Below are 25,836 nucleotides of genomic sequence, written 5' to 3' on the forward strand. Positions count from 1 at the left end.
GCCGGCCCTGTCGAGCGCGGACAGTCGACGGCGGGCGTCGCCGGGGGCGAGCAGGCCGGCCGGCTCGGAGATCGCCTCCGCGGAGGGCTCGAAGCAGCGACGGAGCCTCTCCGGCGTCCTGTGCCGGGACTTCGCCATCAGCATCAACAGCGAGGCAGCCCGCTCGCCGAGATGGGTCAGGGCGGAGTGACGGTACTCGTGCAGGTCCCAGCCCGTACCCGGCCCGCGCAGGGTCGCAGGGCGGTGCGCCCCCGCCACGACCGCGCTGCTCCCTGGCGCTCGCCGAGCCTGCGTACGGTGGACGCTGCACCTGCCCCGCGCGCGGCCGACCGGCCGTGCCGACCCGGGCAGACCGAGCCGCCCCTGGCCGACCGGTCCCGCCCCCGCCGGGCCCGACACCGCGCTCGCCCCCGGCCCACCCGGCCCACCCGGCCCACCCGGCCCACCCGGCCCACCCGGCCCACCCGGGCCCCCAGCCCCAGCCCCGGTCCACCCGGTCCACCTGACCCACCCGGCCCACCCGAGCCCCCAGCTCCAGCCCCCCGCCCCCCTGCTCACCCCACCCACCCCCACACCCCAACACCCCAACAACCCCCAACGATGCCGACCAGTCGGTATGGACATCCCCGCCCCCGCCCGGTACAGATGCAGTCATGCGTATTTCCGTGACGATCTTCCTCACCGACGAGACCATCACCCCGACCCGGCTCGCCCGTGAGCTGGAGGCGCGGGGCTTCGGCGGGCTGTATCTGCCCGAGCACACCCACATCCCCGTCGAGCGGGTCACCCCGTACCCCGCGGGCGGCGACCTGCCGCGCGAGTACGGCCGTACCCTCGACCCCTTCGTCGCGCTCGGCCAGGCCGCCGCCGTCACCGAGCGGCTCGGGCTCGGCACCGGCATCACGCTCGTCGCCCAGCACGACCCGATCGACCTCGCCAAGCAGATCGCCACCCTCGACCACCTCTCGGGCGGGCGGTTCACGCTCGGGCTCGGGTTCGGGTGGAACGTCGAGGAAGCCGCCGACCACGGCGTCGAGTGGCGCACCCGGCGCGAGCTCGTCCGGGACCGGATGGCGCTCATGCAGGCGCTGTGGGCGGACGAACCGACCGCCTACGAAGGGGAGTTCGGGAGCGTCAAGGCCAGCCACGCCTTCCCCAAGCCCGTGCGGAAGCGGACCCTGGTGGGCGGCGCCGCCGGGCCCAAGCTGTTCTCCCACATCTGCGCGTACGCCGACGGCTGGCTCCCCATCGGCGGACGCGGCCTCGGCGAGTCCCTGCCCGTGCTGCGCGCCGCCTGGGCCGACGCGGGCCGCGACCCGGGCGCCCTCCAGGTCGTCCCGTACGCCGTCCTGCCCACCCCCGGCAAGCTCGCCCACTACGCCGAGCTCGGCATCGAGGAGGTCGTGCTCCAGCTGCCGCCGGCGGGGGAGGGTGAGGTGCTGAAGGTGCTCGACGAGTATGCCCGCTATGTCCAGGACGGCACCGCAGGGGTGTGACGTCACCCACCTCCGGGCGGCGGGGCTGCCCTGATCACACCGCTCGTATGCTCGAAGGATGACGACTTCCGCGACCTCCGGAACCGGCCCCACCGACCGCCCCGGCGGTACCGGCCCCACCGAGAACTCCCTGCGTCGCGCTCTCAAACGCGCCCGGGACGGCGTCGCCCTGGACGTGACAGAAGCAGCGGTGCTCCTCCAGGCCCGCGGTGAGGCCCTCGTCGACCTCACCGCGTCCGCCGCCCGGGTCAGGGACGCGGGGCTCGAACAGGCCGGCCGTCCCGGTGTCATCACGTACTCGAAGAGCGTCTTCATCCCGCTGACCCGGCTGTGCCGCGACAAGTGCCACTACTGCACCTTCGTCACCGTGCCCGGCAAGCTCCGCCGCGCCGGGCACGGGATGTTCATGTCCCCCGACGAGGTCCTGGACGTGGCCCGCAAGGGCGCCGCGCTGGGCTGCAAGGAAGCCCTGATCACCCTCGGCGACAAGCCGGAGGACCGCTGGCCGGAGGCCAGGGAGTGGCTGGACGCGCACGGCTACGACGACACCATCGCCTACGTCCGGGCCATCTCCATCCGCATCCTGGAGGAGACGGGCCTGCTGCCCCACCTCAACCCGGGCGTGCTGTCCTGGACCGACTTCCAGCGGCTCAAGCCGGTCGCGCCCAGCATGGGCATGATGCTGGAGACCACCGCCGAGCGGCTGTGGTCCGAGCCCGGCGGCCCGCACCACGGTTCCCCCGACAAGGAACCCGCCGTACGGCTGCGGGTGTTGGAGGACGCCGGGCGCTCCTCCGTCCCCTTCACCTCCGGCATCCTCATCGGCATCGGGGAGACCTACGAGGAGCGCGCCGAGTCGCTCTTCGCGCTCCGGCGCACGGCGCGGGCGTACCACAGCGTCCAGGAACTGATCATCCAGAACTTCCGCGCCAAGCCGGACACCGCGATGCGCGGCATGCCGGACGCGGAGCTCGACGAGCTGGTCGCCGCGGTGGCGGTGGCCCGCCTCATCATGGGCCCGGCCGCCAACATCCAGGCCCCGCCGAACCTCGTCGAGGGCGAGTACGAGCGGCTGATCGGGGCCGGGATCGACGACTGGGGCGGCGTCAGCCCGCTCACCATCGACCACGTCAACCCCGAGCGCCCCTGGCCGCAGATCGAGGAGCTCACCGAGCGGTCCGCCGCGGCCGGCTTCGAACTGCGGGAACGTCTGTGCGTGTACCCCGAGTTCGTCCAGCGGGGCGAGCCCTGGCTGGACCCGAGGCTGCGCCCGCACGTGGCGGCGCTGGCCGACCCGGAGACGGGCCTCGCCCGCCCCGACGCCCTCCCGCGGGGGCTGCCGTGGCAGGAGCCCGAGGAGGTCTTCGTGGCCTCCGGCCGCACGGACCTGCACGCCTCCATCGACACCGAGGGCCGTACGTCCGACCGCCGTGACGACTTCGACGAGGTCTACGGCGACTGGGGCGCCCTGCGCGAGGCGGCCGCCCCCGGGATGGTGCCCGAGCGCATCGACACGGACGTACGGCAGGCGCTGCGGACCGCCGCCGACGATCCCACCAGGCTGACCGACGAGGAGGCCCTCGCGCTGCTGCACGCCGACGGGCCCGCCCTGGACGCGCTGTGCCAGGTGGCCGACGACGTGCGCAAGTCGGTGGCCGGCGACGACGTGACGTACATCGTCACCCGGAACATCAACTTCACCAACGTCTGCTACACGGGCTGCCGTTTCTGCGCCTTCGCCCAGCGGCGCACCGACGCCGACGCCTACACGCTCTCCCTGGACCAGGTGGCCGACCGCGCCCAGCAGGCCTGGGAGCTCGGCGCGGTGGAGGTCTGCATGCAGGGCGGGATCCACCCGGACCTGCCCGGCACGGCGTACTTCGACATCGCGAAGGCGGTGAAGGAGCGGGTCCCCGGCATGCATGTGCACGCCTTCTCGCCGATGGAGGTCGTCAACGGCGCGACCCGCACCGGCATGTCGATCCGCGAGTGGCTGACCACGGCCAAGGAGGCCGGGCTCGGCTCCCTGCCCGGCACGGCCGCCGAGATCCTCGACGACGAGGTCCGCTGGGTGCTGACCAAGGGCAAGCTGCCGACGGCGACCTGGATCGAGGTGATCGAGACGGCGCACGAGGTCGGCCTCAGGACCTCCTCGACGATGATGTACGGCCATGTCGACCAGCCCCGGCACTGGCTGGGCCACCTGCGCACGCTGGCGGGCATCCAGCAGCGCACCGGCGGCTTCACGGAGTTCGTGACGCTCCCCTTCATCCACACCAACGCCCCGGTGTACCTGGCCGGCATCGCCCGCCCCGGCCCGTCGATGCGGGACAACCGGGCGGTCACGGCGATGGCCCGGCTGCTCCTGCACCCCTGGATACCGAACATCCAGACCAGCTGGGTCAAGCTCGGCACCGAGGGCGCGGCCGAGATGCTCCGCTCCGGCGCGAACGACGTCGGCGGCACCCTGATGGAGGAGACGATCTCGCGGATGGCGGGGTCGTCGTACGGCTCCTACAAGTCGGTCAAGGACCTGATCGCGGTGGCGGAGGCGGCGGGCCGTCCCGCCCGTCCGCGCACCACGCTGTACGGCGAGGTGCCGCAGGAGCGGCAGCAGGCGGCGCAGGTCTCCGACGGGCATCTGCCGGAGCTGCTGCCGGTGCTGGACTGAGCCGGGGCGACGGCTCGCGGGCGGGTGTCGAGACGGGGGCCGGTACGATGATCCGACCCCCGTTCGACGGGGATCCTTAGCCGAGGAGATGCGTGCCGTGCCAGCCCCGAAGGTCTGGGTGACGGGTCTGACCGTGGGGGCGATCGCCGCCGTCGTCGCCCTGGCCGTACAGGCCGACAAGGGAACGAAGCCGAGCGCCGTGGCCACCGCCCGGCCGAGCGTGTCGGCGTCCCCGAGCGCGTCCGCGCGACCCGAGCCGTCGGCGACCGCGGTCCCGGACGCCTCCGGCACCGGCCGCCGGATCGTCTACTCGCTCGGCGACAAGCGGGTCTGGCTGATCGACGCGAGCGAGGCGTCCCGGCGGACCTTCGCCGTCTGGCCGGGGACGGTCGACCCCGCCCCCGGCACCTACGCCGTCTCGCTGCGCCGGGGCGACCCGACGACCGGATCCGACGGCGTGCGGATCGAGCACATCGTGTACTTCACCGCCGTGGACGGCGTGAACGTCGCCTTCTCCAACGCGGTGGACGGTTCCTCGCCCCCGCCCGCCAAGGGCAGCCGGACCGGCGGCATCCGCATGAAGACGGCGGACGGCTCGGCCCTGTGGACGTTCGGCGAGACGGGGACGAAGGTCGTCGTCGTCAACTAGCGGCGCGCTCCGGCAGGTTGACCACCAGCAGCACCACGCCGCTCAGCACGAACACCCGCAGCGCCGCGTCCAGGCCGTTCCAGGTGTCCGACTGCCACATGGAGAACCACTCCCCGCCGATCGCGATGAACCCGGCGCCGAAGAGCAGCATGAGCATGAGCAGACCGTAGGTGGAGAAGCGCCGGGCGGCCTGGTCGTCCCGCCGCACCCACAGCCATGTGCCGTAGATCAGCACGAGCGCCGCGAGCGTCTCCCAGACGATGATCGCGACGTACGCCGTGTTCTGAAGTCCCTTGCTGGTGACGGCTCTCCACATCAGATCGTCGTCCTTGAACGTCGTGTCCATCGCGAGCACATGCTGCACGAACGCCTGGTTCGTGCCGAAGTCGGTGATGTTCCCGAACGCGACGAGCGCTATGTACAGCGCGACGCTCGCGGTGAGCAGGGTGGCGGAGAGGTGAAGTGCGCTGCGTGAGGTGCGTGGGGGTGTCGATGCCATGGAGGCCATCTTCCCTGTGCGGGGCGGCGTGATCCAGATCGGTTGCGCCAGAATGAGAGGCGGACGGGCCGCGACGAGGGGACGAACGCATGACGCAGGCGGAGCCGTCGGCGCAGGAGCTGATCCTGCGGCGCACCCGGGCCGGTTTCGTGGGCCGCGAGGCCGAACGGACCGCGTTCCTGCGGAACTTCGACTTCCCGCCCGGGGACCCCCGGCACCGTTTCCGCTTCCATGTCCACGGCAGCGCGGGCGTCGGAAAGACCTCCCTGGTGCAGGAGTTGGCGGCGCTCGCCCGCGAACGCGGGGCGCTCACGGCCTACATCGACGACGGCATCGGCAGCGTCCCGGAGGCGATGGAGACGCTGTGCCGCGAATTCGTCGACCAGGGCCGGAGACTGAAGGATCTGGAGCGGCGCCTCGCGACCTGGCGGGACCGGCGGCGCGAGGCGGAGGCCGCCCTCGCCGCCCTCGCCCCGGAGTCCCCACCCCAGGGGGCGTCGGCCGGGAGCAGGATGGCCGTGGACCTCAGCCTGGGTGCCCTGGAAGCGGCCCTGCCGGGCGCCGGACTCGTCACCCGCGCCCTTCCCGCCGACCGGCTCGCCCAGGGGGCCGACCGGCTGCGGGCCGGCCTCGGCGCCCGCTTCCGCAACCTCGACGACGTCGACCTGGTGCTCACCCCGGAGCGGGTCCTCACCCCGGTCCTGCTCGCCGAACTGAGGGCCGCCGCCTCCGCCGTACCGTGGATCGTCCTGTTCTTCGACACCTACGAGCGGACCGGCCCCTTCCTCGACCCGTGGCTGTACGACGTCCTCACCAAGCCCCGTGAGCACGGCCGGCTGCCCGCCGCCGTCGTGGTGGTCACCGCGGGCCAGCGCCCCCTGGACACCGCCCACTGGGGCGGACTGGACTCGGTGGCGGAGCTGCCGCTGGCCCCCTTCACCGAGGCCGAGGCGCGCCGCCTGCTCGCCGCGTGGGGCATCGTGGCCGAACCGGTCGTCGAGGAGGTGCTGCGCCTGACGGGCGGCCTGCCGGTCCTGGTGTCGACCCTCGCGGCCCGGCGCCCCGACGGCCCGGACGACGTGATCGACCCGAGCACCACCGCGGTGCAGCGGTTCCTGAAGCCGGAACCGGAGGCCCTGAAGAAGGTCGCCCGGGCCTGCGCGCTCCCCAGACGCCTGGACGCGGACGTCGTCCGGGTGCTCATCGCCGCCCCGGAGGACGAACTCGACTCCCGGTACGCGTGGTTGACCGGGCTGCCGTTCGTCACCCAGCGCGGCGATCGGCTCCAGTACCACGACGTCGTCCGCACGCAGATGCTCCGCATGGAACGGCGCCGGTCCCGCACCGAGTGGACGAGCCGGCACCGGCGGCTCGCGGAGGCGTTCGCCGAGTGGCGCGAGGACGCCGAATGCGGCCGGGGCGTCGAGGAGCTGTGGGCCGACGAGGAGTGGTGCGAACTGCGCCTGGAGGAGGTCTACCACCTGCTCTGCGCCCGCCCGCCCGCGGCGCTCGCCGAGGCGCTGCGCGGCTTCGTCGTGGCCTGCCGCCAGGACGAGGTCGTCGCCCGCCGCTGGGCGCGGATGCTGGAGGAGGCGGGCGAGGCGGCGGACCACGCCCTACTGCGCGAGTGGGGACGGTCGCTGGGCGCGGCGCTCGCCGACGAGGAGAGCGGCATGACCACGGCGGCGGACCTGCTGCTGGCCCGCCCCGGTCTCGACCCGGCCGGGCGGGCGGAGGCGCATGTGCTGCGCGCCCGGGAACTGCGCAGGCGCCAGGAGTACGGGCAGGCCCTGGAGGAGTACGACCGCGCGGTCGAACTCGATCCGCTGCAACCCCTGGCCCACTACGGCCGGGGCCTCGCCCATCAGCTCCTGGACGACTACCCGGCGGCACTGACCGCCTTCGACCGGGCCGTCGAACTGGCCCCCGACCTCGGGTGGATCATCGCCGAGCGGGCCGAGACGTACCGTCTGGCGTCCCGCTTCGAGGAGGCGGACGCCGACTTCAGCCGGGCCGTGGCCCTCGACCCCACCGACGACGTCGCCCTGACCGGACGGGCGGTGTGCCGGCACGGCCTGGGCCGGCTCGACGAGGCACTCGCCGACTTCAACCGGGCGCTGAGCATCGACCCGGAGCATCTGTGGGCGCTCGTGCGCAGGGCCCGGCTGCACCGCACGCGGGGCGACGAGGACAAGGCGTTCGCCGACCTCGACCGGGCGTTCGCGCTGGCTCCCGACATGGCCTGGATCGCGTCGGAACGCGGGGACGCGTACCGGCTCGCCGGGCGCTACGAGGAGGCCGTGGCGGAGCTGGGGCGCGCGGTGGCCCTGGAGCCGGGCTACGCGTCCGCGCTGGCGAGCCGCGCCCAGGCCCTGTACGAACTCGGCCGGTACGAGTCGGCGTCGGCCGAGTTCGACCGGGCCCTCGGGCTGATCCCCGACTACGCCTGGGCGCTGGTGATGAGATCCCGGACCAAGGACCGGCTGGGCGACCAGGACGGCATGTTCGAGGACCTGCGGCGGGCCGTCGAGGCGGAGCCGGACGCCCACTGGATCCAGTCCGAGCTGGGGTGGGCGTACTGGCTGGCGGGCCGGTACGACGAGGGGGCGGCCGTCCTGCGGGCCCTCCTGGAGCAGGACCCGGAGCAGGAGGTCGCCCTGGCCGGACTGGGCGCGATTCACCACATCCGCAAGTCGTACGAGGAGGCCCTGCACTACCTGGGCCGGGCGGTGGCCGTCGACCCCGAGTACGCCTGGGCCTACGGCCGCCGGGGCCGGGTGTGGCTGGCGATCGGCCACACCGAGCAGGCCCTGGCCGACCTGGACCGGTGCGTGGCACTGGACCCGGGGATGACGTGGGAGCGGGGAGCGGCGATCGATCTGCTGTGGGTGTGCGGGCGCCGGGAGGAGGCGGAGGAGCGGCTGGCGGCGGTCCCCCTCGGAGAGCTGGACGACACCCGCGTCGAAATCGACCGCCGCCTCGGCCGGTGGGCGCGAGCCCGCGCTCTCGCCGAGCGCCTGCGGGAGCAGGATCCGGTCGTCGGCACCTTTCAGCTGGCCATGACGGTCCACTGCTCCGAAGGCATGGAGGCCGCCGAGCCCGTCTGGCACGACCTCGCCCGAGTGGTCGAGCAGGATTCCGAGATGCAGCCCGTGACGCGAGCCCAGGCCCACTGCTTCCTGGGCTGCGTACGGGCGGACGGCCCGGCGGCGGACCGCGGCCTGTCCGAACTCCTCGCCCTGGACCCGGAATGGGACGACCTGGCCTACCTGGCCGAGATCCTCACCGAGCTGCTCACCGCCCCCGGGGCGGACCGGTCCTCCCACAGCGCGACCGCGACCTGTCTGACGGCGGTGAGCGAGGCACGGGACGCGGTCCGGGACCGGTGGTCGGCGAGCAGCTGAGCGAGGGGCGTGACACCGCCCCGCCGCCCGTGGACGTCCGCGCCTTTCGGTAATAGAGGCGCATACCCACACGCCCCCTGAACCCCGCACCCCCCGTCGATTACAGTGCTGAGCGTCGTACATACGGACGGTCGCCACGGGAGGTCTTGGTGGGTGCGACAGCCGGGGCCGTCGTCTGGGGGCGTGCCGAGCAACAGGACTTTCGCAGCCGGGTGCGCGGGACGCTCCTCGGGGTGGCCGTCGGTGACGCACTGGGCGCGCCGGTGGACGGGCTCGGTCTGGACGAGATCCGTGAGGCGTACGGCGCCGAGGGGCTCGTGGACCTCGGGTTCGGGTACGGCCGGCGCGGTGCCGTCACGCATCTCACCCAGCTCAGCCTGTTCACCGTGGACGGGCTCATCCGGGCGCAGGTGCGGCGCGACACCGGTGCCTGGCATCCGCCGACCGATCTGCACCGGGCGTACCTGCGCTGGTTCGCCACCCAGCGCGACTGGGGGCCCGACGAGCGGCGCAAGGACGACGGCTGGCTGGCCCGCGAGGAGTGGCTGTACGCCCGCCGCGACCCCACCCGCTCCCTGCTCCTCGGGTTCGGCGACGACACCATGGGGACGCTGGAGTCGCCCAAGAACCCGAACGAGCTCGGGCCCGAGGCCACGGCCCGTTCCGCGCCCTTCGGGCTGCTCGTCGGGTGGGAGCCGCAGCTCGTCGTACAGCTGGCCGTGGAGTGTGCCGCGCAGACCCACGGGCATCCCGTCGCCTATCTCTCGGCGGGCGCGTACGCCGTGATCGTGCACGCGCTGGCCCTCGGCGACAGTCTGGACGGGGCCGTGCAGCAGGCGCTCGCGCTGCTGGCCGCGCGGCCGGGCCACGAGCCGGTGTCGGACGCGCTCCAGCACGCGCTGGGTGCCGTACGGCAGGGGATGCCCACCCCGGCGCGGGTGGAGGAGCTCGCCGCCGACGGTTCCGCGGACGGGCTGCTGTCGGCCGCCGTGTACTGCGCGCTGGTCGGGGAGGACGTACGGCACGGTCTGTGCCTCGCCGTGAACCACGACGGCCCCTCCGCCGCCGCCGGTGCCCTCACCGGCGGTCTGCTGGGCGCCCTGCACGGCGAGACGGCCCTCCCGCCGGCCTGGCTGGCCGAACTGGAGGGCCGTCCCACCCTGCTGGAGCTCGCCGACGACTTCGCGATGGAGATGACCCAGGGGCCCGCGCTGCACGGGCCCGGGGGCGCGTCGCCGGGGTGGCTGGTCCGCTACCCGAGGGCCTAGACCGCGGCGGGCCCGGACTCCCGGTCCTTCAGTCCTTCACCTTCGTGCCGATCACGTCCTCCACACCGCCCGCCGGAGCGGGGATCGCGGCGGCCGCGGCCGCTCCGTCCCCATCCCCGTCCGTGTTGATCTTCTCGATGATCGCGAGGCGTTCCGGGGTGTCCTCGGGCTTGATGAACCCGATGAGGATGTACAGGACCAGGGAGACGGCCAGCGGGATCGAGACCTGGTACTGGAGCGGGACGCCGCCGTCGACGTTCCAGTTGATCGGGTAGTTGACCAGCCAGAAGGTGAGCAGACCCATCGACCAGCTGGTGAGCGCGGCGGTCGGTCCCGAGCGGCGGAAGGGGCGGAGCAGTCCGAGCATCATCGGGATGGCCATCGGGCCCATGAGCCCGGCCACCCACTTGATCACGACGGTGATGATGTCCTTGAACGCGGGGGAGTTGACCTGGGTCGCGGCCGCCATCGACAGGCCGAGGAAGACGACCGTCGTGACACGCGCGACCCTGAGGCCCTGCCCCTGGTTCCAGCTGCGCGCCCTGCGCCACACCACCGGGGCGCAGTCCCGGGTGAAGACCGCCGCGATCGCGTTGGCGTCGGAGGAGCACATGGCCATGGTGTGCGAGAAGAACCCGACGATCACCAGGCCCAACAGGCCGTGCGGCAGGAGCTGTTCGGTCATCAGGCCGTAGGAGTCGGAGCCGTCGGGCTTCTGCGACTGGACCAGCAGCGGCGACATCCACATGGGGAAGAAGAGGACGACCGGCCACACCAGCCACAGGACCGCCGACAGGCGTGCCGAGCGCTCGGCCTCGTGCGCGTTCGCCGTGGCCATGTAGCGCTGGGCCTGGTTGAGCATGCCGCCGTTGTACTCGAAGAGCTTGATGAAGAGGAAGGCGAGCAGGAAGACCGTTCCGTACGGCCCCACCAGCGGCTCCCCGTGGCCCTTGAGCTCCGGCTCGTCCCAGGCGCCGAAGAAGCCGATGCCCTTGTCGTCGAGTTTGAGGACGACGGCGACGAACATCGCGACACCGGCGAGGAGTTGGATGACGAACTGTCCCAACTCGGTGAGCGCGTCGGCCCACAGGCCGCCGATCGTGCAGTAGACGGCCGTGATGGCGCCGGTGATCAGGATGCCCTGGTTGAGCGAGATGCCGGTGAAGACCGACAACAGGGTCGCGATCGCGGCCCACTTGGCGCCGACGTCCACGATCTTCAGCAGCATCCCCGACCAGGCCAGCGCCTGCTGGGTCTTCAGGTCGTAGCGGTTCTTGAGGTATTCGAGCGGGGAGGTCACGTGCAGTCGTGAGCGCAGCCGGTTGATGCGCGGCGCGAACAGCTTCGAGCCGATCGCGATGCCGAGGGCGATGGGGAAGGACCAGGTGACGAAGGAGGTGACGCCGTAGGTGTAGGCGATGCCCGCGTACCCGGTGAACATCACCGCGCTGTAGCCCGACATGTGGTGCGAGATGCCGGACAGCCACCAGGGCATCTTGCCGCCGGCGGTGAAGAAGTCGCTGACGTCGTCCACGCGTTTGTGCGACCAGACGCCGATCGCGACCATCACGCCGAAATAGCCGATGAGCACGGCCCAGTCGAGACCGTTCATATGCGCCCTCCCAGGGATCAGCCCGGCGCTCATCGTGGGCGCCACCGCGTGGACACGACAAGCTGGTGTAGGGTCAAGGGGAGGTAAAAGTATTCGAGCTGATGGCCTGCGTTCACCTACATGAACTCATCGCATCAGCTCCCCTGCGTTGACCAGCAAGGACTGTCCGGTGATCGCGCGCGCCCGGTCCGAGGCCAGGAACACCGTCGCGTCCGCCACGTCCCCGTCGGTCGCGAGCTCGGGCAGCGCCATCCGGTCGGTGAGCCGCTTGAGCACATCCGCCTCCGGCACCTTCTCCGTATGCGCGGTGAACTGCACGTAGGCCTGCACCGGCGGCCCCCACATCCAGCCCGGCAGCACGGTGTTGACCCGGATCCGGTACGGCCCGAGCTCCCGCGCCAGCGAGTACATCGCGCTGGTCAGCGCCCCCTTCGAGGCGGCGTACGCGGCCTGGCGCACCTGCGAGGGGGCGGCCACGGCGGACTGCGTCCCGATGAACACCACCGAACCGCCGCCCGCCGCCCGCAGCCCCGGCAGACAGGCCCGGGTCATCCGCAGCGATCCCAGCAGGTTCACATCGATGACCGACTGCCAGGTCGCGAAGTCCGCGTCCTCCAGCCCGCCGAAGCAGCTGTCCCACGCGGCCACCTGCACCACCGCGTCCAGCCGCCCGAACCGCTCCACCGCCAACTCGGCAAGCGCCGCGCACTGTTGCTCGTCGGTGATGTCCGTGGACCGGTACGCGGTGTGCGCCCCGTCCGGATCGATCTCCGCGGCGCTCTTCGCGAGGTTCGCCTCGGTCCGCGCACCGAGCACGGCGTTGCCGCCGTCCCGGACGACGGCCGCGGCGACCTGGTGCCCGAGCCCGGCACCGACTCCCGACACGACGACGGTCTTCCCGGCGAGAAGTGACATACCGGCGGCCTCCCTGCTCTGGCGCATTATCTGACGGGGCGTCAGAGTATGGGCGAGCGCTGGAGGAGGGAAGGTCCCATGTCAGAAGAGACCCGCAGCGAGACGTACGCCGAACTGGCCGCCACAGGACCCTACGGAGTCCGCCCGGGCCACGCGCTGATCACCATGGTCGAGCCGCATCCCGGCCACGAGTACGCCTACAACCGCTGGTACGAGGACGACCACTACTACGCCGGCGCGATGGCCATGCCCTGGATGTTCGCCGGCCGCCGCTGGGTGGCCACCCGGGACCTGCAACTCCTGCGGGTCCCCGAGAAGTCGGCGGTGGCCCAGCCGGTCACGGCCGGCTGCTATCTCTCCACCTACTGGGTCACCGACGGCCGCTACGACGACCACATGCGGTGGACCGTGGCCATCAACAAGCGCCTCAACCGTGACGCCCGCGTCTACCGCGACCGCACCCACGTGTTCACCGCGTTCCAGGACCACGAGTCCACGGTCTACCGCGACGGAGCGGCCGGCCCGAGGGACTTCCACGCCCTGGACCACCCGTACGCCGGCCTGGTGCTGGAGGTGATCGACGCGGAATCCCCCGAGCGGCGGGGCGAGTTGCTGGAGTGGCTGGTCTCCCGCCACCTCCCGAAGCGCGTGGCGGGCTCCCCGGCGGCGATGGTGACGCTGTTCCGCCCGACCCCCTTGCCGGGCGACCGCATGACGTACGTGAAGCAGGTGGAGGGCGTGGACACCCGGGTGACGCTGCTGTGGTTCCTGGAGAGGGATCCCCGCGAGTGCTGGGACCCGCATTTCACGGACCTGGAAGAGCCGGTGACGGGCCGCCGCGAGCTGTTGGCGCCTTTCATCCCGACAGTCCCGGGCACGGACACATACGTGGACCAGCTGCGGCAATCCCCTTAAGAAGCGCGGGGAACTGCGCGACGAGCCCCCACCGGCCGGCAGCCGCGAAACTACTTCAACTCATCCGGACACGGCGTCCCCCGCGGCAGGGTGTACGGCGCGGCCAACCGATACGTCCCCGCCTTCGGCGCCAGCAACATCGTCCACTTGTCCCCGTCCGCGTCCTCCGGCGTCTCCATCAGACACCCGTTGACGTTGTCGAACGTCTTCGGCTCCCCGTCCCCCCGCTCCTTCGACGCGTCCGTCTCCTGCGGCGCCTTCAGCTTCTTGCCCTCCGCGTCGACGATCGACAGCCACGGCGAGTACGGGATCCGGATCAGGATCCGCCCGGCCTTCTTCACCCGCATGGTCATCTCGCCCTGCGCGGCCCGGTCGACGACGGTGTTCGGGGAGGCCAGCGGCGCCGGGTCGGTGACCTGGAACAGCTGCCAGTTCGCGTCGCCCCAGATCTGCCGCAGATACGGCATCCCGCGCTGGACCAGCTCCCGCTCCCGCTCGCCCCCGTCCCCGTCGGGCTCGTCCTTGGGCACGACCACGAAGTGCACGGCCCAGCGCTGGAGCCACTCGTGGTAGTTCGCGGAGTTCAGGGTGTCGTCGTAGAAGAGCGGGTTGCGCTCCATGTCGGCCTGCCGGTTCCAGCCCCGGGCGAGGTTGACGTACGGCGCGAGCGCGGACGCCTCGCGGTGGGAGGCGGCCGGTACGACCTCGACGCGGCCCTTCTCGGCACCGACCTCCTGGAGCTCGTTGACGAGGGGGGCCAGCTCGCGGGCCCAGGACGCCGTCGGGGTCGTGTGGACGACGTCGTCGACGGACTTGAAGCCGATCCAGACGGTGAAGCCGACGAAGGCGATCACGGTGGCGTACCACTTGCGGGAACGCGGCACCGTGAACGGCAGCGCGGCCGCCAGGGCCACCCCCGCGAACAGCATCGACAGACGCGAGATGTTGGAGCCGATCTGGGAGCTCACCAGCCAGACCAGGACGACCGACAGGCTGTACACCCCGGCGGTGATCCGGACCGTGGACCACTCGCGCGGGACGAGCAGGAAGACCAGGACGCCGTACGCCAGCGGCAGCAGCACCGAGGCGATCTTCATCGGCTGGGTGCCGGCGAACGGGAACAGCCAGGCGGACAGCGCGACGACGGCGGTGGGCGCGAGGCCCAGCGCCCAGGCGCCCGGACGCCGTTTCTGCAGGAAGAGGGCGACCGCCACCAGGCCCACGAACAGGCCGGCCACGGGTGAGGCCATGGTCGCGAGCGCGGCGAGCGGGGCCGCGCACAGGGCCTTGGCCCAGCGTTTGTAGCGCCAGCGGTGCGGCCAGCAGTAGACGACGGCGACCGCGCCGAGCGCGAACACCGTGCCGAGCCCGAAGGTCACCCGGCCCGAGGCCGCGTTGCACAGGAAGGCGTACACGCCCGCCAGCGAGGCCCACAGCGGGTTCTTCACCGACCGGCTGCGGATCAGGACCAGGGTCAGCAGACCGGCCGAGACGGTCCCGGCGAGCATCATCGTCGTACGGACGCCGAGGACCGACATCAGGTACGGCGAGACGATGCTGTACGACACCGGGTGCATGCCGCCGTACCAGGCCAGGTTGTACGCGGAGTCCGGGTGCCGGCCGACGAACTCGGCCCACGCGTCCTGCGCCGCGAGGTCCCCGCCACTGTTCGCGAACGTGAAGAACCAGACGATGTGGAGGACGCCGGAGAGCGCGGTCATGGAGAGGACGGGGTGTTTCAGCAGCCGCTCGCGCAGCGCGAGGAGAGCGGCCCGGATCCTGCCCCCCGTGCCCTCGGGCGGGCTGTCGTGCCCGGTCTCAGGGTCTGCGGGCACGCGTATTCGCGGGCCGGTACCCGGGCCCGGGTCGGTGTCGTCGGCGCGTGTCGGCTCCGCAGTGGCCACCTGAAGGCACTCCCCGTGGTGTCCCGTCTTCATTTCTCGGCCGCGCCCCAGCGTCGACCTGCCCCGGTTCGTGACGCTAGCACGCGGCCCGCCGTCCGGAACCCCGGCGGGGTCCCGGCCTGCGGGCCGCGTGCGGCGTCTGTCCCGGTTAAGGATCAGCCGACGCGGGTCAGCTTGTCGGTCAGACCCGGCTCGGTCAGGTCCTTCTGCAGGGTGACCGGCACCTTGACCGCGCCGCCCTTGCCGTCACCGACGGTGAGGCTTCCGACCTTGGTGCCGGCCTTCGCGGTGTGCGGCACCTCGTCGGCGGTGAAGGACAGCTTCACCTTGAAGCCGGCCCAGCCGACGGCGGTGACGTCCTTGGTCAGCACGACGGGGGTGTGGCCGCCGAGGCCGTCGTCCACGTATCCGACGACGTCGCCCTTCTTCAGGATCTTCGCCGACTTCAGGGCGTCCTCCGCGGCGAGCAGCGCGACCTTGCTGACGTCGTTGACGGTCTTGATGATCGGCGCCTTGTGCTGGCCGAGGATCGCGCCGACCACGGTGACGGTCTCCCCGCCGACCTCCTTGCGGGACGCGAAGAGGAGGTTGCCGCCGGCGGCGCTGGTGGTCCCGGTCTTGATGCCGATGCCGGTGTAGGGGACCAGATAGTTGTAGTTGTACCACTTCTGTCCGGACGGATCGACCCACTGTCCCATGGACGTGATCTCCATCAGCGCCGGGATCTTCACCAGCTCGTTGCCGAGCTTCACCTGGTCCTCGGCGGAGGAGACGGTGGTCTCCTTCAGGCCCGAGGCGTCGGTGTACTTCGTGTTCTTCATGCCGAGTTCCTGGGCGGTGTCGTTCATCTTCTTGATGAACGCGGCCTCGGAACCGGCGTCCCAGCGGGCGAGCAGCCGGGCGATGTTGTTGGCGGACGGGATCATGATCGCCGCGATCGCCTGCCTCTGGGTGAGGACGTCGCCCTGCTTGACGGTGTTGAGGGTGGACTCGCCCTGCTTGTTGTAGCCGCCCTCCTTCTCGGCGAGCGCGTCGACGGTGATCTTCGGGCCCTCCGCGCCGGACTTGAGGGGGTGGTCCTTCAGGACGATGTAGGCGGTCATGGCCTTGGCCACGGAGCCGATCGCGACGGGGGTCTGCTTGCCGAAGTTCCCCATCGTGCCGACGCCGTTGACGTCCATCCAGCCCTGGCCCTGGGTGGGCCAGGGGAGGGACGCCTCGTTGCCGTCGAAGGTGTAGGAGTCCTCGGCGGTGAGGCTGAGGGTGGGGTCCGGCAGCGGACGCAGAGCCTGCGCGATCGCAAACGCGACGACCAGGAGGATGACGAGCGGGGTCCAGATCTTGACCCGGCGGCCGAGGGTGCGCAGGGGGCTGGGCGGGGGCGGCGGAGTGTTGGTGAGCTCCGCGAGCAGGTCGAGGGGCGGCTTCGGCGGCAGGGGCTGCTGCGTGGTGCGCTCCGGGCCGACCTGGGGGACGGCGGTGGTCACGTCCGGCTTCGGCCGGGGCTCGTCGAGGGCCTTCAGCGCGACGAACCGGCTCGTCCGCTCGGCGTCGGCCTCCGGCTTGGGCTTGGGCTTGGGCTCCGGCTCCGGCTCCGCTTCCGGCTCGGCCTCCGGTGTCTTGCCGAGCTTCAGCATGGTGGTGGGCTGGTCCACGGCGGGCCGGGGAGCCTTGAAGACGGCGGTGGGCTGGTCGACGGGGGGCGTGTCCTCCACGTCCGCGTCGTCCGTCCGCGAGGCGGCTCCCCGCGCCCCCGAGGGGGCCGGCTCGTCGTCTACGGCAGTCCCGGCGTCGTCGTCCTCTTCGGTGTCGCCGGCCGCCTCGGGCTCGCCGGCCCCGGCGTCCTTGCCGGAACCGTCCCCCTTGGCCACCCACGCCGCCACCGCGTCCCGCAGCCGGGCGTCCCCCACCGCGGCGGGTTCCTCCCGCTCACCGGAGCCACGAGCCCCGTCTTCGGTCGCGGGGCGCGTGTCCTCCGGGGTCTTCGCCGTGCCGGAGTCGTCCGGGCCGTCGGCGGTGTCCGTGTCGTCCGTGGTCTTGGCGTCGCCGGAGTCCTCGGGCCCCTCGGGGGTGTCGGTGTCGTCCGGGGCGTCGGCTGTGCCCGTGTCGTCCGAGTCCTCGGCCGGGCGCGCGTCCTCCGGGGCGTCCGCCGTGCCGGTGTCGTGCAAGCCGTCGGCCGTCCGGGAATCGTCCGGAGCCTTCGCCGCGCGCGGGTCCTCCGGGGCGTCCGCCGTGCCGGTGTTACCCGGGCCGTCGGCGGTGTCGGTGGCGTGCGGGGTCTCGGCCTTGCCGGAGTCCTCGGGCCCCTTGGGGGTGTCGGTGTCGTCCGGGGCGTCAGTCGTGCCCCTCGTGCCCGTGTCGTCCGAGCGCTCGGACGCGCCGGTGTCCTCCGGCGTCTCGGACGTACCGGATTCGTCCGCGCCCTCGGCGGCGCCGGAGTCCTCGGACTCCTGAGCCGTACCGGAGCCCTTCGACGCCTTCGCCGGAGCCGCGTCCTCCGGGGCGTCCGTCGGGTCCGCGTCCTCAGGGGCGTCCTCCAGGGCCGCGTCCCCCGGGCCGTCCTCCGGGACCGCATCCTCCGGGCCGGCCGGCGTGGACGTGTCGTCCGGCGTGGGCGTGTCGGCGTCCGTCGCCTCGGTGCTCCGGGCGGGCTCTGGGCGCCGCTCCGCGGCCGGAGGGGCGTCCTCGGGCTCCCCGGTGCCGGAACCGTCCGCTCCAGCCTCAGCGGGGCTCTCGCCGGCGTCCTCGGGGGTCTTCGGGAGGTCACGCACCGAGAAGACCTTCGTGGCCGTGTCGAGACCTCCGAGGGAGATGGACTCCCGTGCCACCGCGAGCCGGGGATCGGGGGCGGAACTCCTCGCCCCGGGAACCGGACTCGCGCTCCCCGACGTCGGTTCTGCCGACGACTCGCGCTGCTTCGACCTGTCGGGGGACTCGCCCGCCACCGATGCCTCCTCCATGTGCCGCAGGTGATCGGTATCGGTCACCCTGCGTCTGCCGATCCATTGAATCGCCGCCCGGACAGCTGCCACACCACGCTGTCCGAACCGTGTACCAGTGTCCTGTGTGCGGCCCTGCCCCGAGCGGTAGACGAGAACGACATACCTACCGGTTCCACTACAAACAGGTCACGCACCCTCGACAGACCAATGTGAGAGGGGTCACCCTGTCTTTCATCCACGCGGGGAGGCATGGATGGGCAGGAGCCGCAGAACACTTCCGGAGGAGCTTCTGCTGCTGGCGTTGGACCCGGCCACGGGTACCACCGCACAGCCGCAGTCGCTCGACCTCGGTCTGGCCGGAGCACAGCTAGTGGAGCTGGCGCTGGCCGGACGGATAGCCCCAGACGGGGATCGTATCGCCGTGGTAGCCCCACGGCCGACTGGAGATCCGACTTTGGACTGCGCGTTGGAGTTGCTGCGAAGGCGTGGCGCTCCCGTGCGGGCAGTGAACTGGATCGGTGGCCCGCGACTGGGGCTCCGCCAGACCTACCTCTCGCATCTGGAGCGGTGCGGCATGGTGCATGCCGTCGCGGGCCAGATGTGCGGAGTGCTTCCGACGACCCGCTACCAGGCGACGGACAACGAGATCAGCCGGGAGATCAGGTCCCGACTGGACTCGGCGATCCGCACCGGCGTACCGCCGGACCCGCGGACCGCGGCGCTCGCCGCCCTGGCACACGCGGTCGGCCTCGGCAAGCACCTGTATCCGGGCAACGAGGGCCGTTCCTCGCGCTCCCGGCTGCGGGACCTGATCAGGCACGACCCGATGGGCGGACTCGTCGCGCACGCCGTGATGGACGTCCAGAACGGCGTGGCCGCACAGCCACGTCGTAGCCCGGCACCGGCCGGCCGTCAGGCCGCCCCCGGAGCCAGGCCCGCACCGGAACCCGCTCGCGGCGTTCCGATGCAACCGCGCCGAGGACCGATGGCGCGCGCCGTGGCTCACTGAGCCGCAGTCCCACGGCCCGCACCGCCGGCAGCACGACCGCACCAGGCACCACCCGCACCACTCAGCCGCCGCACCGTCAGTCCCCAGAGACCGGTTCGGGAGCCGCTGGTCCGCGCGGGGCGAGGGAACCGTACGTCCGGATGACGACGGGTTCCGCCGCCCCGCGCGGCCGCATGTTCGGGCCCGGTCGGGCCTGTTCGGACCCGCCGGCCCCAAGTGGCCCCGGACACTGACGTGTACGCAGCGCATATACACCGTTTCCCAGCGGTAATAAGCACCTTGGTGGCAGTCTGCTCAACAGCAGATACGCAAAGTCAAGAACGAGGCACGCAGCCGGAGGTGCACGTCCCGTGGCGTCCAATGTCAATCCCACCGTCAGGCGGCGCCGGCTGGGCCAGGAGCTGCGCAGGCTCCGCGAGCTCAAGGGCATGACGGCCGAAGAGGTGGCGGAGCGGCTGCTCGTGTCGCAGTCGAAGATCAGCCGGCTGGAGAACGGCCGGCGCAGCATCAGCCAGCGCGACGTCCGCGACCTGTGCGGGGTGTACGAGGTCGAGGACCAGCGGGTCGTCGACTCCCTGATGCAGATGGCCAAGGACTCGCGGCAGCAGGGCTGGTGGCACGCGTTCGGGGACATCCCGTACAGCGTCTACATCGGCCTGGAGACCGACGCCGAGTCGCTGCGGGTGTACGAACCCCAGATCATCACCGGCCTGTTGCAGACCCGGCCGTACGCCGAGGCCATCGTGCGCGGCGGCGCGCCGGAGGCCACGGAGACGGAGAACGACAAGCGCGTGGAGGTACGGCTGCGCAGGCAGAGCCGGGTCGCGGCCGAGCGGGATCCCCTGCGGCTGTGGGTGGTGCTGGACGAGGCGTCCCTGCGCCGGGTCGTCGGCAGCCGGCAGGTGATGCGCGAGCAGCTGGAGTACCTCGTGGAGATGTCCCAGCAGCCCCATATCACCGTGCAGGTGCTGCCGTTCGACGTCGGCGCCCATCCCGGGCTCAGCGGGCAGTACTCCATCCTGGAGTTCTCGGACGCGGCGGACTCCAGCGTCGTCTACATCGAGGGCGTCACCAGCGACCTGTACCTGGAGAAGGCGCACGACGTGCAGAAGTACACCGTGATGTACGAGCACTTGAGGGCGCAGGCGCTCAACGTCGACCAGTCGCGTCAGCTGATCGAGGACATCGCCAAGGAGTACGCCCGGGAGTACGCCCGTTGAGCCGTCTCCGAGCCGCTTCCCGACAGGGCGGGCCGGATAGTACACCCCGGCCACGTCCGTCTGGAAGAGTCCTATGGAATATGCCGCCGTAAGAGTGAATGACTGCTCCGAAAGAGGAGGCCGGCGAGTAGCGTCGATCACGCCAACGATCAGTAAAGGTTGGCGTAATCCGAACACTGCGCATCTGGCTACGGAGCGAATATGGCAATTCGTCTGGGCAACCTCGACTCATGGACGACCTCCACCTACACGAACGCCAACGGGGCGTGCCTGATGGTGAGGTCGACCGAGGAGGAGGCACTCGAACTCGGCGACACCAAGATCCCCGAGGGTCCCAAGCTGGCCTTCCCGGCCGAGGCGTGGAGCGCCTTCGTGGCCTCGGTCAAGGTGTGACACCACGCCACACCCCTACAACTGCACAAGCACCACCACAGGGCCCTCTCGACCAGATCGCCGTCCTTGCCGAGGGGGCCTGCGGCGTTTCGGCCGTGGGGTCGGGTCTCGGGTGCGGGTGCGTTGTGGCTGGTCGCGCAGTTCCCCGCGCCCCTGAGTGGGTGCAGTCGAAGCCCGCTCAGCGAAACCCACTCCTTCCGGCCCGCACCCGGCCGACGGTCTAGCCCAGCGCGCTCTCCACCGCCGTCACGACCTCGTCCGACTCCGGCTCCGTCTGCGGGGAGAAGCGGGCCACGACCGCCCCGTCCCGCCCGATCAGGAACTTCTCGAAGTTCCAGCGGATGTCCCCGCTGTGCCCCTCGGCATCGGCGACGTCCACCAGACGCTCGTACAGCGCGTGCCGCCCCTCCCCGTTCACCTCGACCTTCTCGGTCAGCGGGAAGGTCACGCCGTACGTCGCCGAGCAGAACTCCGCGATCTCCTCGGCGCTGCCGGGCTCCTGCCCGAGGAACTGGTTGCAGGGCACGCCGAGCACGGTGAAGCCGCGCTCCGCGTACCGCTCCTGGAGCTTCTCCAGCCCGTTGTACTGCGGGGTGAGCCCGCACTTGGAGGCCACGTTCACGATGAGGACGGCCTTGCCGGCGTACTGGGCGAGGTCGGCGGAGCCGCCCGTGAGGGCCCCGATCTCGACGTCGAGGGGGGAGGAACCATCTGTAGTCGTCATGAGCGGATGCTAACCCCGCCGCCGGCCCCCGCCCGGTCGCGGCCCCCGGCGGACGTCACCGCCCGGACGGCGTGGCCCCGGACGGCGTGCCCCCGGACCTCGCGGCCTCGACGGATACGGCGTCGAAGGTGAGGGGGACCGTCTCGACGTGCCGCTTGCCGAAGTCCACCAGGTAGGTCTCCAGCGCCGGCGGCCGATAGTGGGGGTCGCCCTCGCGGCGGCGCAGGACCGTGTCGGCCAGGTGCTCGTTGCCGACGAGGCGGCCCTGCTTGTCCCGCTCCTGACCGATGGGGCGGTGCAGGGGCCGGAAGAGCCGGTAGAAGCCCTTCCGGGACGGGACCCACGGGCCCATCGGGTCGGGCTGGACGGCGAAGTCGGCGCACTCCTGCGGGCGCATGCTGTCCGGCCCGTCCGCGCTGAGGACCTTGGGATCGAATTCCAGGCCGTACCGGGCCGCCTGCCGGACCATCCACAGGAGGGTGATGTCGGACAGGCCCGAGTTCTTCTCGCCGCCCCCGACGGAGAGATGCACCCCGGCGAACCACACCTGCCTCAGTTCCTGGTCCGGGCGGGCGTTCTTCTCCTTCTGCCACAGCGTCGGCGGGAACGCCGAGCGCTCCTCGTCCACGGCCAGGGCCTGGAAGGCGCCGTGCACGGACTTGCTGAGGGTGGTGTCGTGGAAGGCCCAGCGGTGGTTGAAGCGGGTGACGAGCGGCTGGAGGAACCAGGGTGCCGGAACCGGGATGCCCAGGGAGCCGACCGTGTCCCAGACGCCCACGAAACGGATCTCCGGCTCGTACGAGTACGCCCCGCGGAACAGCGTCGCGGCCACGCTGGTCGGCTTGTCGGCGCGGCTGCGGTACAGCGCCCACGCCTCGTCGATCCGGTCGGCCTGTTCCGGGCGCAGGATGCCGCAGTTGTGCACCAGACCGGCCAGGCTGCGCGCGGTGAACGCGCCCCGGCTGAACCCGAACAGGTAGAGGTCGTCCCCGGGTTCGTAGGTGTGGATCAGAAAGCGGTAGGCGTCGAGCACGTTGCGCGACAGGCCCACCCCGAACGCCCCGCCCCGCAACCGTTCCCTCCGGTTCGTGCCGACCCCGCTGTGGTAGTACACCCGCTGTTCCGTTCCGGCAGCGGAGCGTCGCCGTACGGCCAGGGCCACCTTGGCGACATTCGTCTTGCTCGGCTGGTCGGCGAGATTCCATGTCCCGTCGCAGCAGACCACCAGACGCTTGGCCATTTTGTGCCTCCTCTCGCTGTAGAGAGGACCCCGCGACTGCTCGGTAGATACAGCCAGTACCGCAGGGACCGCGCCGACCCGCAACTCGGCGCCCGGGAGCGGGTCGGCGACGGGCGCGGAGGTCAGGCCACGACCGTGAAGAGTCCGGTCCGCTCGCCCAGCCGGGACAGCGAGATCTTGCCGGGGATGCCGTTGGCTTCGGCGCCGCTGTAGCCGAGGTGACGCTGCCACTTGGCGTAGGCGGCGACGGTCGTGGAACCGAAGGAGCCGTCTCCGGCATAGGACTTGGCGAGGTAGCCGAGTTCGACGAGGGCGGCCTCGGTGAGGTTGGTGCCGGCCAGGTAGCTGACGTGGCCCTGCTTGGCCCCGGGGTCGGTCTTCGCGGCCTTGACCAGCCGGGACAGGTCGACGCGGGGCTTGCCGGCCGGCTTCGTCGGCACGGTACCTGCGGGTCCCGCGGCCAGTTGCTTCTTCACGGCGGCCCGGAAGTCGTCCATGTCGAAGCTCGGGTCGATCTTCCCCGGCTGGCACTCCTTGTGCCCGGCGACGGACTTCTCGCTCCAGCCGTGTGCCCGGCAGATCGCCGCCGCCCACAGCACGGCCTGCCGGTACTGCGCCGCCGGGTAGGGGTCCCCGCCCTTGCCGCGGTTCTCGATCTCCAGGCCGTACAGACAGTCGTTGCCGTCCGCCTTCGCCTCGTCGTCGTGCGGGAGCGGCTTCTCGTCACGGATCGCGTTCAGGACATCGATGTCGGCGTAACCGGCGTGGTTGGTACGGCCGTTGCCGATCATCCACAGTCCGGCGGTCTTGCCGAGCCAGGCGTGGCACAGCGGTCCCGGCAGGTCGGATCTGCCCTTGTAGCAGAGCTCCTTGTCGTCGTGCCCGCCGGTGTGGTGGATCAGCACCCCGATGACGGGGCCGAAGGACCTGCCGGACGCGGCATCGCGGTTGTGGGTCTTCCAGCCGGCGTGCTCGTGCACGGTGAGGCCCTCGGCCTTCAGTGCGGCGAGCATCTTCGCGGCGGACAGGGGAGTGGCCATGACTGCGGTTTCCTCCGGATGACGTGCGGCGAAGGCGCGTCAAGTTCACTGTGGATCTTGTGAGTTGACGCGCTGGGGCATCGAGTGGGTCGTACTCGCCCCACTCGCCGCACATGATTGCGCCAATGCCGCGCCGCCACGGGGAAATCGCGGCATTCACAGCCGAACGGAGTCACCGGCGCTCGCCCGCAGGGGTTGCGCCGCGCGCGTACGGCGTCGGCGGCGCCGTACGCGCGCGGTGTTCCGGTGACCCGGTTTCCGGCGAATCGGTTGCCGGTGATCCGGCTTCCGGTGACCCGGTTTCGGCGCGCCGGTCCAAGGGGGAATGACCGCCGCGCCGAGGTCCGGGGGCCGTGGCGGATGGCCGTCGCAGAGGGCGGTGGCTCAGCCCGGCGCCACCGCGCGGCCGGTCTGGGGCGAGATCATGCCGGAGCACAGCCCCTTGGCCGCCAGTGTCTGCGCGATGCGCGGGATCGCCGCGCGGGTGTTGGCCGGCCAGTCGTGCATGAGGATGACCTGCCCGTTGGTGAGCCGGCCGACCGCCGCGACGATCGCGTCGGTACTGGCGTTGTTCCAGTCCTGCGAGTCGACCTGCCACAGGACCTCGGTGAGCCCGTACTTGGCCTCCACGGCCTTCACGGTCGCGTTGGTCTCACCGTACGGCGGCCGGAACAGCCTCGGTGTGCCACCACCGGCGTTGGCGATCGCCTGCTGGGTGCGGGAGATCTCCGAGTCGACGGTCGCCTGGCTCTGCTGGGTCAGATGCGGGTGCGTGTAGCTGTGGTTGCCGACCCACATCCCGGCGCTGACCTGGGCCCTGACGAGCGCCGGGTTGGCGGCGGCGTACTGGCCCTCGTTGAACATGGTGGCCCGGAGGCCGTACTGCTTAAGGGAGTTGAGCAGGGTGGTGGTGCCGCTGCCCGGGCCGTCGTCGAAGGTGAGGCCGACGTATCCGGAGCAGGCGGCGGCCTGCGCGGGGGCAGCGGCGGCGGGGACGGTGAGGGTACCGGCGGCGGCCAGCGCGGCGGCGGCCAGTAACGGCAGGTGCGCCCGGGCCCCCATCACGCCACCGTGATGTTGGAGCTGCCGCTGCTCTGGTAACCCTCCGTCGCGAGGATCATGTAGTACTTGAAGCTGCCCATCGGCATGCCGGCCCGGGCCCACGCGTCGAAGTGGTTGCCGGTGGTGATGGCACCGCCGGTCCGCCTCGACTGGCGGACGCTCCAGTACTGGTTGAAGGTCTTGGTGCCTTCCACGGACGGGGCGTTGTAGCGGGTGGTCTGGTAGATGTCGTACGTCCCGCCGTCGCTGGTGACGGTGCCCTTGTACGTGCCGGTGGGCCGGTAGGTGCCCCAGTTGTCGACGATGTAGTACTCGACGAGCGGGTTCGAGGTCCAGCCGTAGAGGGCCAGGTAGGCGTTGCCGGACGGGTTGAAGCTGCCGGAGTAGCTCACGGTCCTGCGGGAGCCGTTGCTCCAGCCCTTGCCAGCCACGAAGTTGCCGGTGTTGCGCCAGGAAGTGCTGTAGTTCCCGCCGGAGTTCAGGGTCATGGAGACCGTGCCCTGGGCGTCCGTCCAGAACGAGTAGTAGTAGCCGTTGTTGGTCCCGGTCTGGTTCGTGGTGATGACCGTGGCCGCCTCGGCGGTGCCGGGCAGGGCCAGGGTGGCTCCGGTGGCGAGCAGGAGGCCGCAGACACTGCGGCGCGTCGGGTGGTGTGCGGGTGTCTGAGTCATGCCCCACAGTTTTGGTCTGACCCTGTCAAGCGTCAACAGTTTCGGCAGATGTTTCGAATGCTTCGAGATCCCTCTCACCTGAGGAAATCGCCGAAATCTTTCGGAAGATCACGGAGCGGGAAGATCGAAAATGCGAGACCTGCTTCGAATGTTTCGAAGATTTTCCGGAGTCTGTGCGGGACCGGTGGTTCCTGCTCGGGAA

The 25,836-nt window shown here is 71.3% G+C and carries 19 protein-coding genes and 1 pseudogene; 9 read left to right on the plus strand and 11 right to left on the minus strand.

The window, feature by feature from the left end; genetic code table 11:
• Positions 1-27 precede the first annotated feature (27 nt).
• Positions 28-231: pseudogene (locus AQI94_RS46130) on the minus strand (site-specific integrase); the annotation flags it as partial.
• Positions 232-653: 422 nt separating this feature from the next.
• Between AQI94_RS46130 and AQI94_RS37220 the strand changes: the two are divergent.
• The 3 genes from AQI94_RS37220 to AQI94_RS37230 all read left to right on the plus strand — a co-directional run bounded on the left by AQI94_RS37220 (position 654) and on the right by AQI94_RS37230 (position 4,816).
• Positions 654-1,496, plus strand: a complete 843-nt coding sequence (locus AQI94_RS37220) for an LLM class F420-dependent oxidoreductase (protein ID WP_031039612.1) — start codon at positions 654-656, stop codon at positions 1,494-1,496.
• A 58-nt stretch (positions 1,497-1,554) separates the two neighbouring features.
• Positions 1,555-4,167: a bifunctional FO biosynthesis protein CofGH gene (locus AQI94_RS37225; protein WP_031039614.1), complete on the plus strand. Its 2,613-nt coding sequence runs from the start codon at positions 1,555-1,557 to the stop codon at positions 4,165-4,167.
• Positions 4,168-4,255: 88 nt separating this feature from the next.
• Positions 4,256-4,816, plus strand: coding sequence for a L,D-transpeptidase (locus AQI94_RS37230; RefSeq protein WP_031039617.1), 561 nt, complete (start codon positions 4,256-4,258; stop codon positions 4,814-4,816).
• Here the strand turns inward: AQI94_RS37230 and AQI94_RS37235 are convergent.
• Positions 4,809-5,315 carry a DUF2165 domain-containing protein gene (locus AQI94_RS37235; RefSeq protein WP_031039619.1) on the minus strand — a complete coding sequence of 169 codons (507 nt, stop codon included), beginning with the start codon at positions 5,313-5,315 and terminating at the stop codon, positions 4,809-4,811. The genes AQI94_RS37230 and AQI94_RS37235 overlap by 8 nt on opposite strands.
• 89 nt (positions 5,316-5,404) lie before the next feature.
• On the opposite strand from AQI94_RS37235, the gene AQI94_RS37240 reads away from it, so the two are divergent.
• Together AQI94_RS37240 and AQI94_RS37245 are read left to right on the plus strand one after the other, a co-directional pair.
• Entirely contained in the window at positions 5,405-8,719 is a 3,315-nt protein-coding gene (locus AQI94_RS37240; RefSeq protein WP_031039622.1) for an ATP-binding protein, read from the plus strand.
• A 149-nt stretch (positions 8,720-8,868) separates the two neighbouring features.
• Positions 8,869-9,987 (plus strand): ADP-ribosylglycohydrolase family protein, encoded by a 1,119-nt coding sequence (locus AQI94_RS37245; protein WP_031039624.1) that lies wholly within the window; start codon positions 8,869-8,871, stop codon positions 9,985-9,987.
• Positions 9,988-10,015: 28 nt separating this feature from the next.
• Here the strand turns inward: AQI94_RS37245 and AQI94_RS37250 are convergent, their stop codons facing one another.
• Together AQI94_RS37250 and AQI94_RS37255 are read right to left on the minus strand one after the other, a co-directional pair.
• Entirely contained in the window at positions 10,016-11,599 is a 1,584-nt protein-coding gene (locus AQI94_RS37250; RefSeq protein WP_031039627.1) for a sodium:solute symporter family protein, read from the minus strand.
• A 126-nt stretch (positions 11,600-11,725) separates the two neighbouring features.
• The gene (locus AQI94_RS37255; protein ID WP_031039630.1) at positions 11,726-12,514 is read right to left on the minus strand and encodes an SDR family oxidoreductase; all 789 of its coding nucleotides are present in this window, start codon (positions 12,512-12,514) and stop codon (positions 11,726-11,728) included.
• Positions 12,515-12,592: 78 nt separating this feature from the next.
• On the opposite strand from AQI94_RS37255, the gene AQI94_RS37260 reads away from it, so the two are divergent.
• Positions 12,593-13,429: a hypothetical protein gene (locus tag AQI94_RS37260; RefSeq protein WP_031039632.1), complete on the plus strand. Its 837-nt coding sequence runs from the start codon at positions 12,593-12,595 to the stop codon at positions 13,427-13,429.
• A 50-nt stretch (positions 13,430-13,479) separates the two neighbouring features.
• Here the strand turns inward: AQI94_RS37260 and AQI94_RS37265 are convergent, their stop codons facing one another.
• The gene (locus tag AQI94_RS37265; protein WP_031039635.1) at positions 13,480-15,333 is read right to left on the minus strand and encodes a DUF3488 domain-containing protein; all 1,854 of its coding nucleotides are present in this window, start codon (positions 15,331-15,333) and stop codon (positions 13,480-13,482) included.
• Between the two features lie 155 nt (positions 15,334-15,488).
• Positions 15,489-18,293 (minus strand): D-alanyl-D-alanine carboxypeptidase, encoded by a 2,805-nt coding sequence (locus AQI94_RS37270; RefSeq protein WP_078902636.1) that lies wholly within the window; start codon positions 18,291-18,293, stop codon positions 15,489-15,491.
• A gap of 235 nt (positions 18,294-18,528) precedes the next feature.
• Between AQI94_RS37270 and AQI94_RS37275 the strand changes: the two genes are divergently transcribed.
• The 3 genes from AQI94_RS37275 to AQI94_RS37285 all read left to right on the plus strand — a co-directional run bounded on the left by AQI94_RS37275 (position 18,529) and on the right by AQI94_RS37285 (position 20,897).
• Positions 18,529-19,284 carry a GOLPH3/VPS74 family protein gene (locus AQI94_RS37275; RefSeq protein ID WP_031039640.1) on the plus strand — a complete coding sequence of 252 codons (756 nt, stop codon included), beginning with the start codon at positions 18,529-18,531 and terminating at the stop codon, positions 19,282-19,284.
• 350 nt (positions 19,285-19,634) lie between these two features.
• A complete protein-coding gene (locus tag AQI94_RS37280) occupies positions 19,635-20,504 on the plus strand; it encodes a helix-turn-helix domain-containing protein (RefSeq protein WP_031039643.1) in 870 nt (289 codons plus the stop codon).
• Positions 20,505-20,705: 201 nt separating this feature from the next.
• The gene (locus AQI94_RS37285) at positions 20,706-20,897 is read left to right on the plus strand and encodes a DUF397 domain-containing protein (protein WP_031039646.1); all 192 of its coding nucleotides are present in this window, start codon (positions 20,706-20,708) and stop codon (positions 20,895-20,897) included.
• A 220-nt stretch (positions 20,898-21,117) separates the two neighbouring features.
• Here AQI94_RS37285 and AQI94_RS37290 read toward each other — a convergent pair whose 3' ends face one another.
• The 5 genes from AQI94_RS37290 to AQI94_RS37310 all read right to left on the minus strand — a co-directional run bounded on the left by AQI94_RS37290 (position 21,118) and on the right by AQI94_RS37310 (position 25,634).
• Positions 21,118-21,621, minus strand: a complete 504-nt coding sequence (locus AQI94_RS37290) for a glutathione peroxidase (RefSeq protein WP_031039651.1) — start codon at positions 21,619-21,621, stop codon at positions 21,118-21,120.
• Between the two features lie 55 nt (positions 21,622-21,676).
• A complete protein-coding gene (locus tag AQI94_RS37295) occupies positions 21,677-22,861 on the minus strand; it encodes a DUF2235 domain-containing protein (protein ID WP_062230172.1) in 1,185 nt (394 codons plus the stop codon).
• A 122-nt stretch (positions 22,862-22,983) separates the two neighbouring features.
• Positions 22,984-23,901: a peptidoglycan recognition protein family protein gene (locus AQI94_RS37300; protein ID WP_031039657.1), complete on the minus strand. Its 918-nt coding sequence runs from the start codon at positions 23,899-23,901 to the stop codon at positions 22,984-22,986.
• Positions 23,902-24,285: 384 nt separating this feature from the next.
• Positions 24,286-24,963, minus strand: coding sequence for a polysaccharide deacetylase family protein (locus tag AQI94_RS37305; RefSeq protein ID WP_062230174.1), 678 nt, complete (start codon positions 24,961-24,963; stop codon positions 24,286-24,288).
• Positions 24,963-25,634: a glycoside hydrolase family 11 protein gene (locus tag AQI94_RS37310; protein ID WP_031039662.1), complete on the minus strand. Its 672-nt coding sequence runs from the start codon at positions 25,632-25,634 to the stop codon at positions 24,963-24,965. Before AQI94_RS37310 ends, AQI94_RS37305 begins: the two co-directional genes overlap by 1 nt.
• Between the last annotated feature and the right edge of the window lie 202 nt (positions 25,635-25,836).

Source organism: Streptomyces pseudovenezuelae (assembly GCF_001513955.1).
Taxonomy (GTDB): domain Bacteria; phylum Actinomycetota; class Actinomycetes; order Streptomycetales; family Streptomycetaceae; genus Streptomyces; species Streptomyces pseudovenezuelae.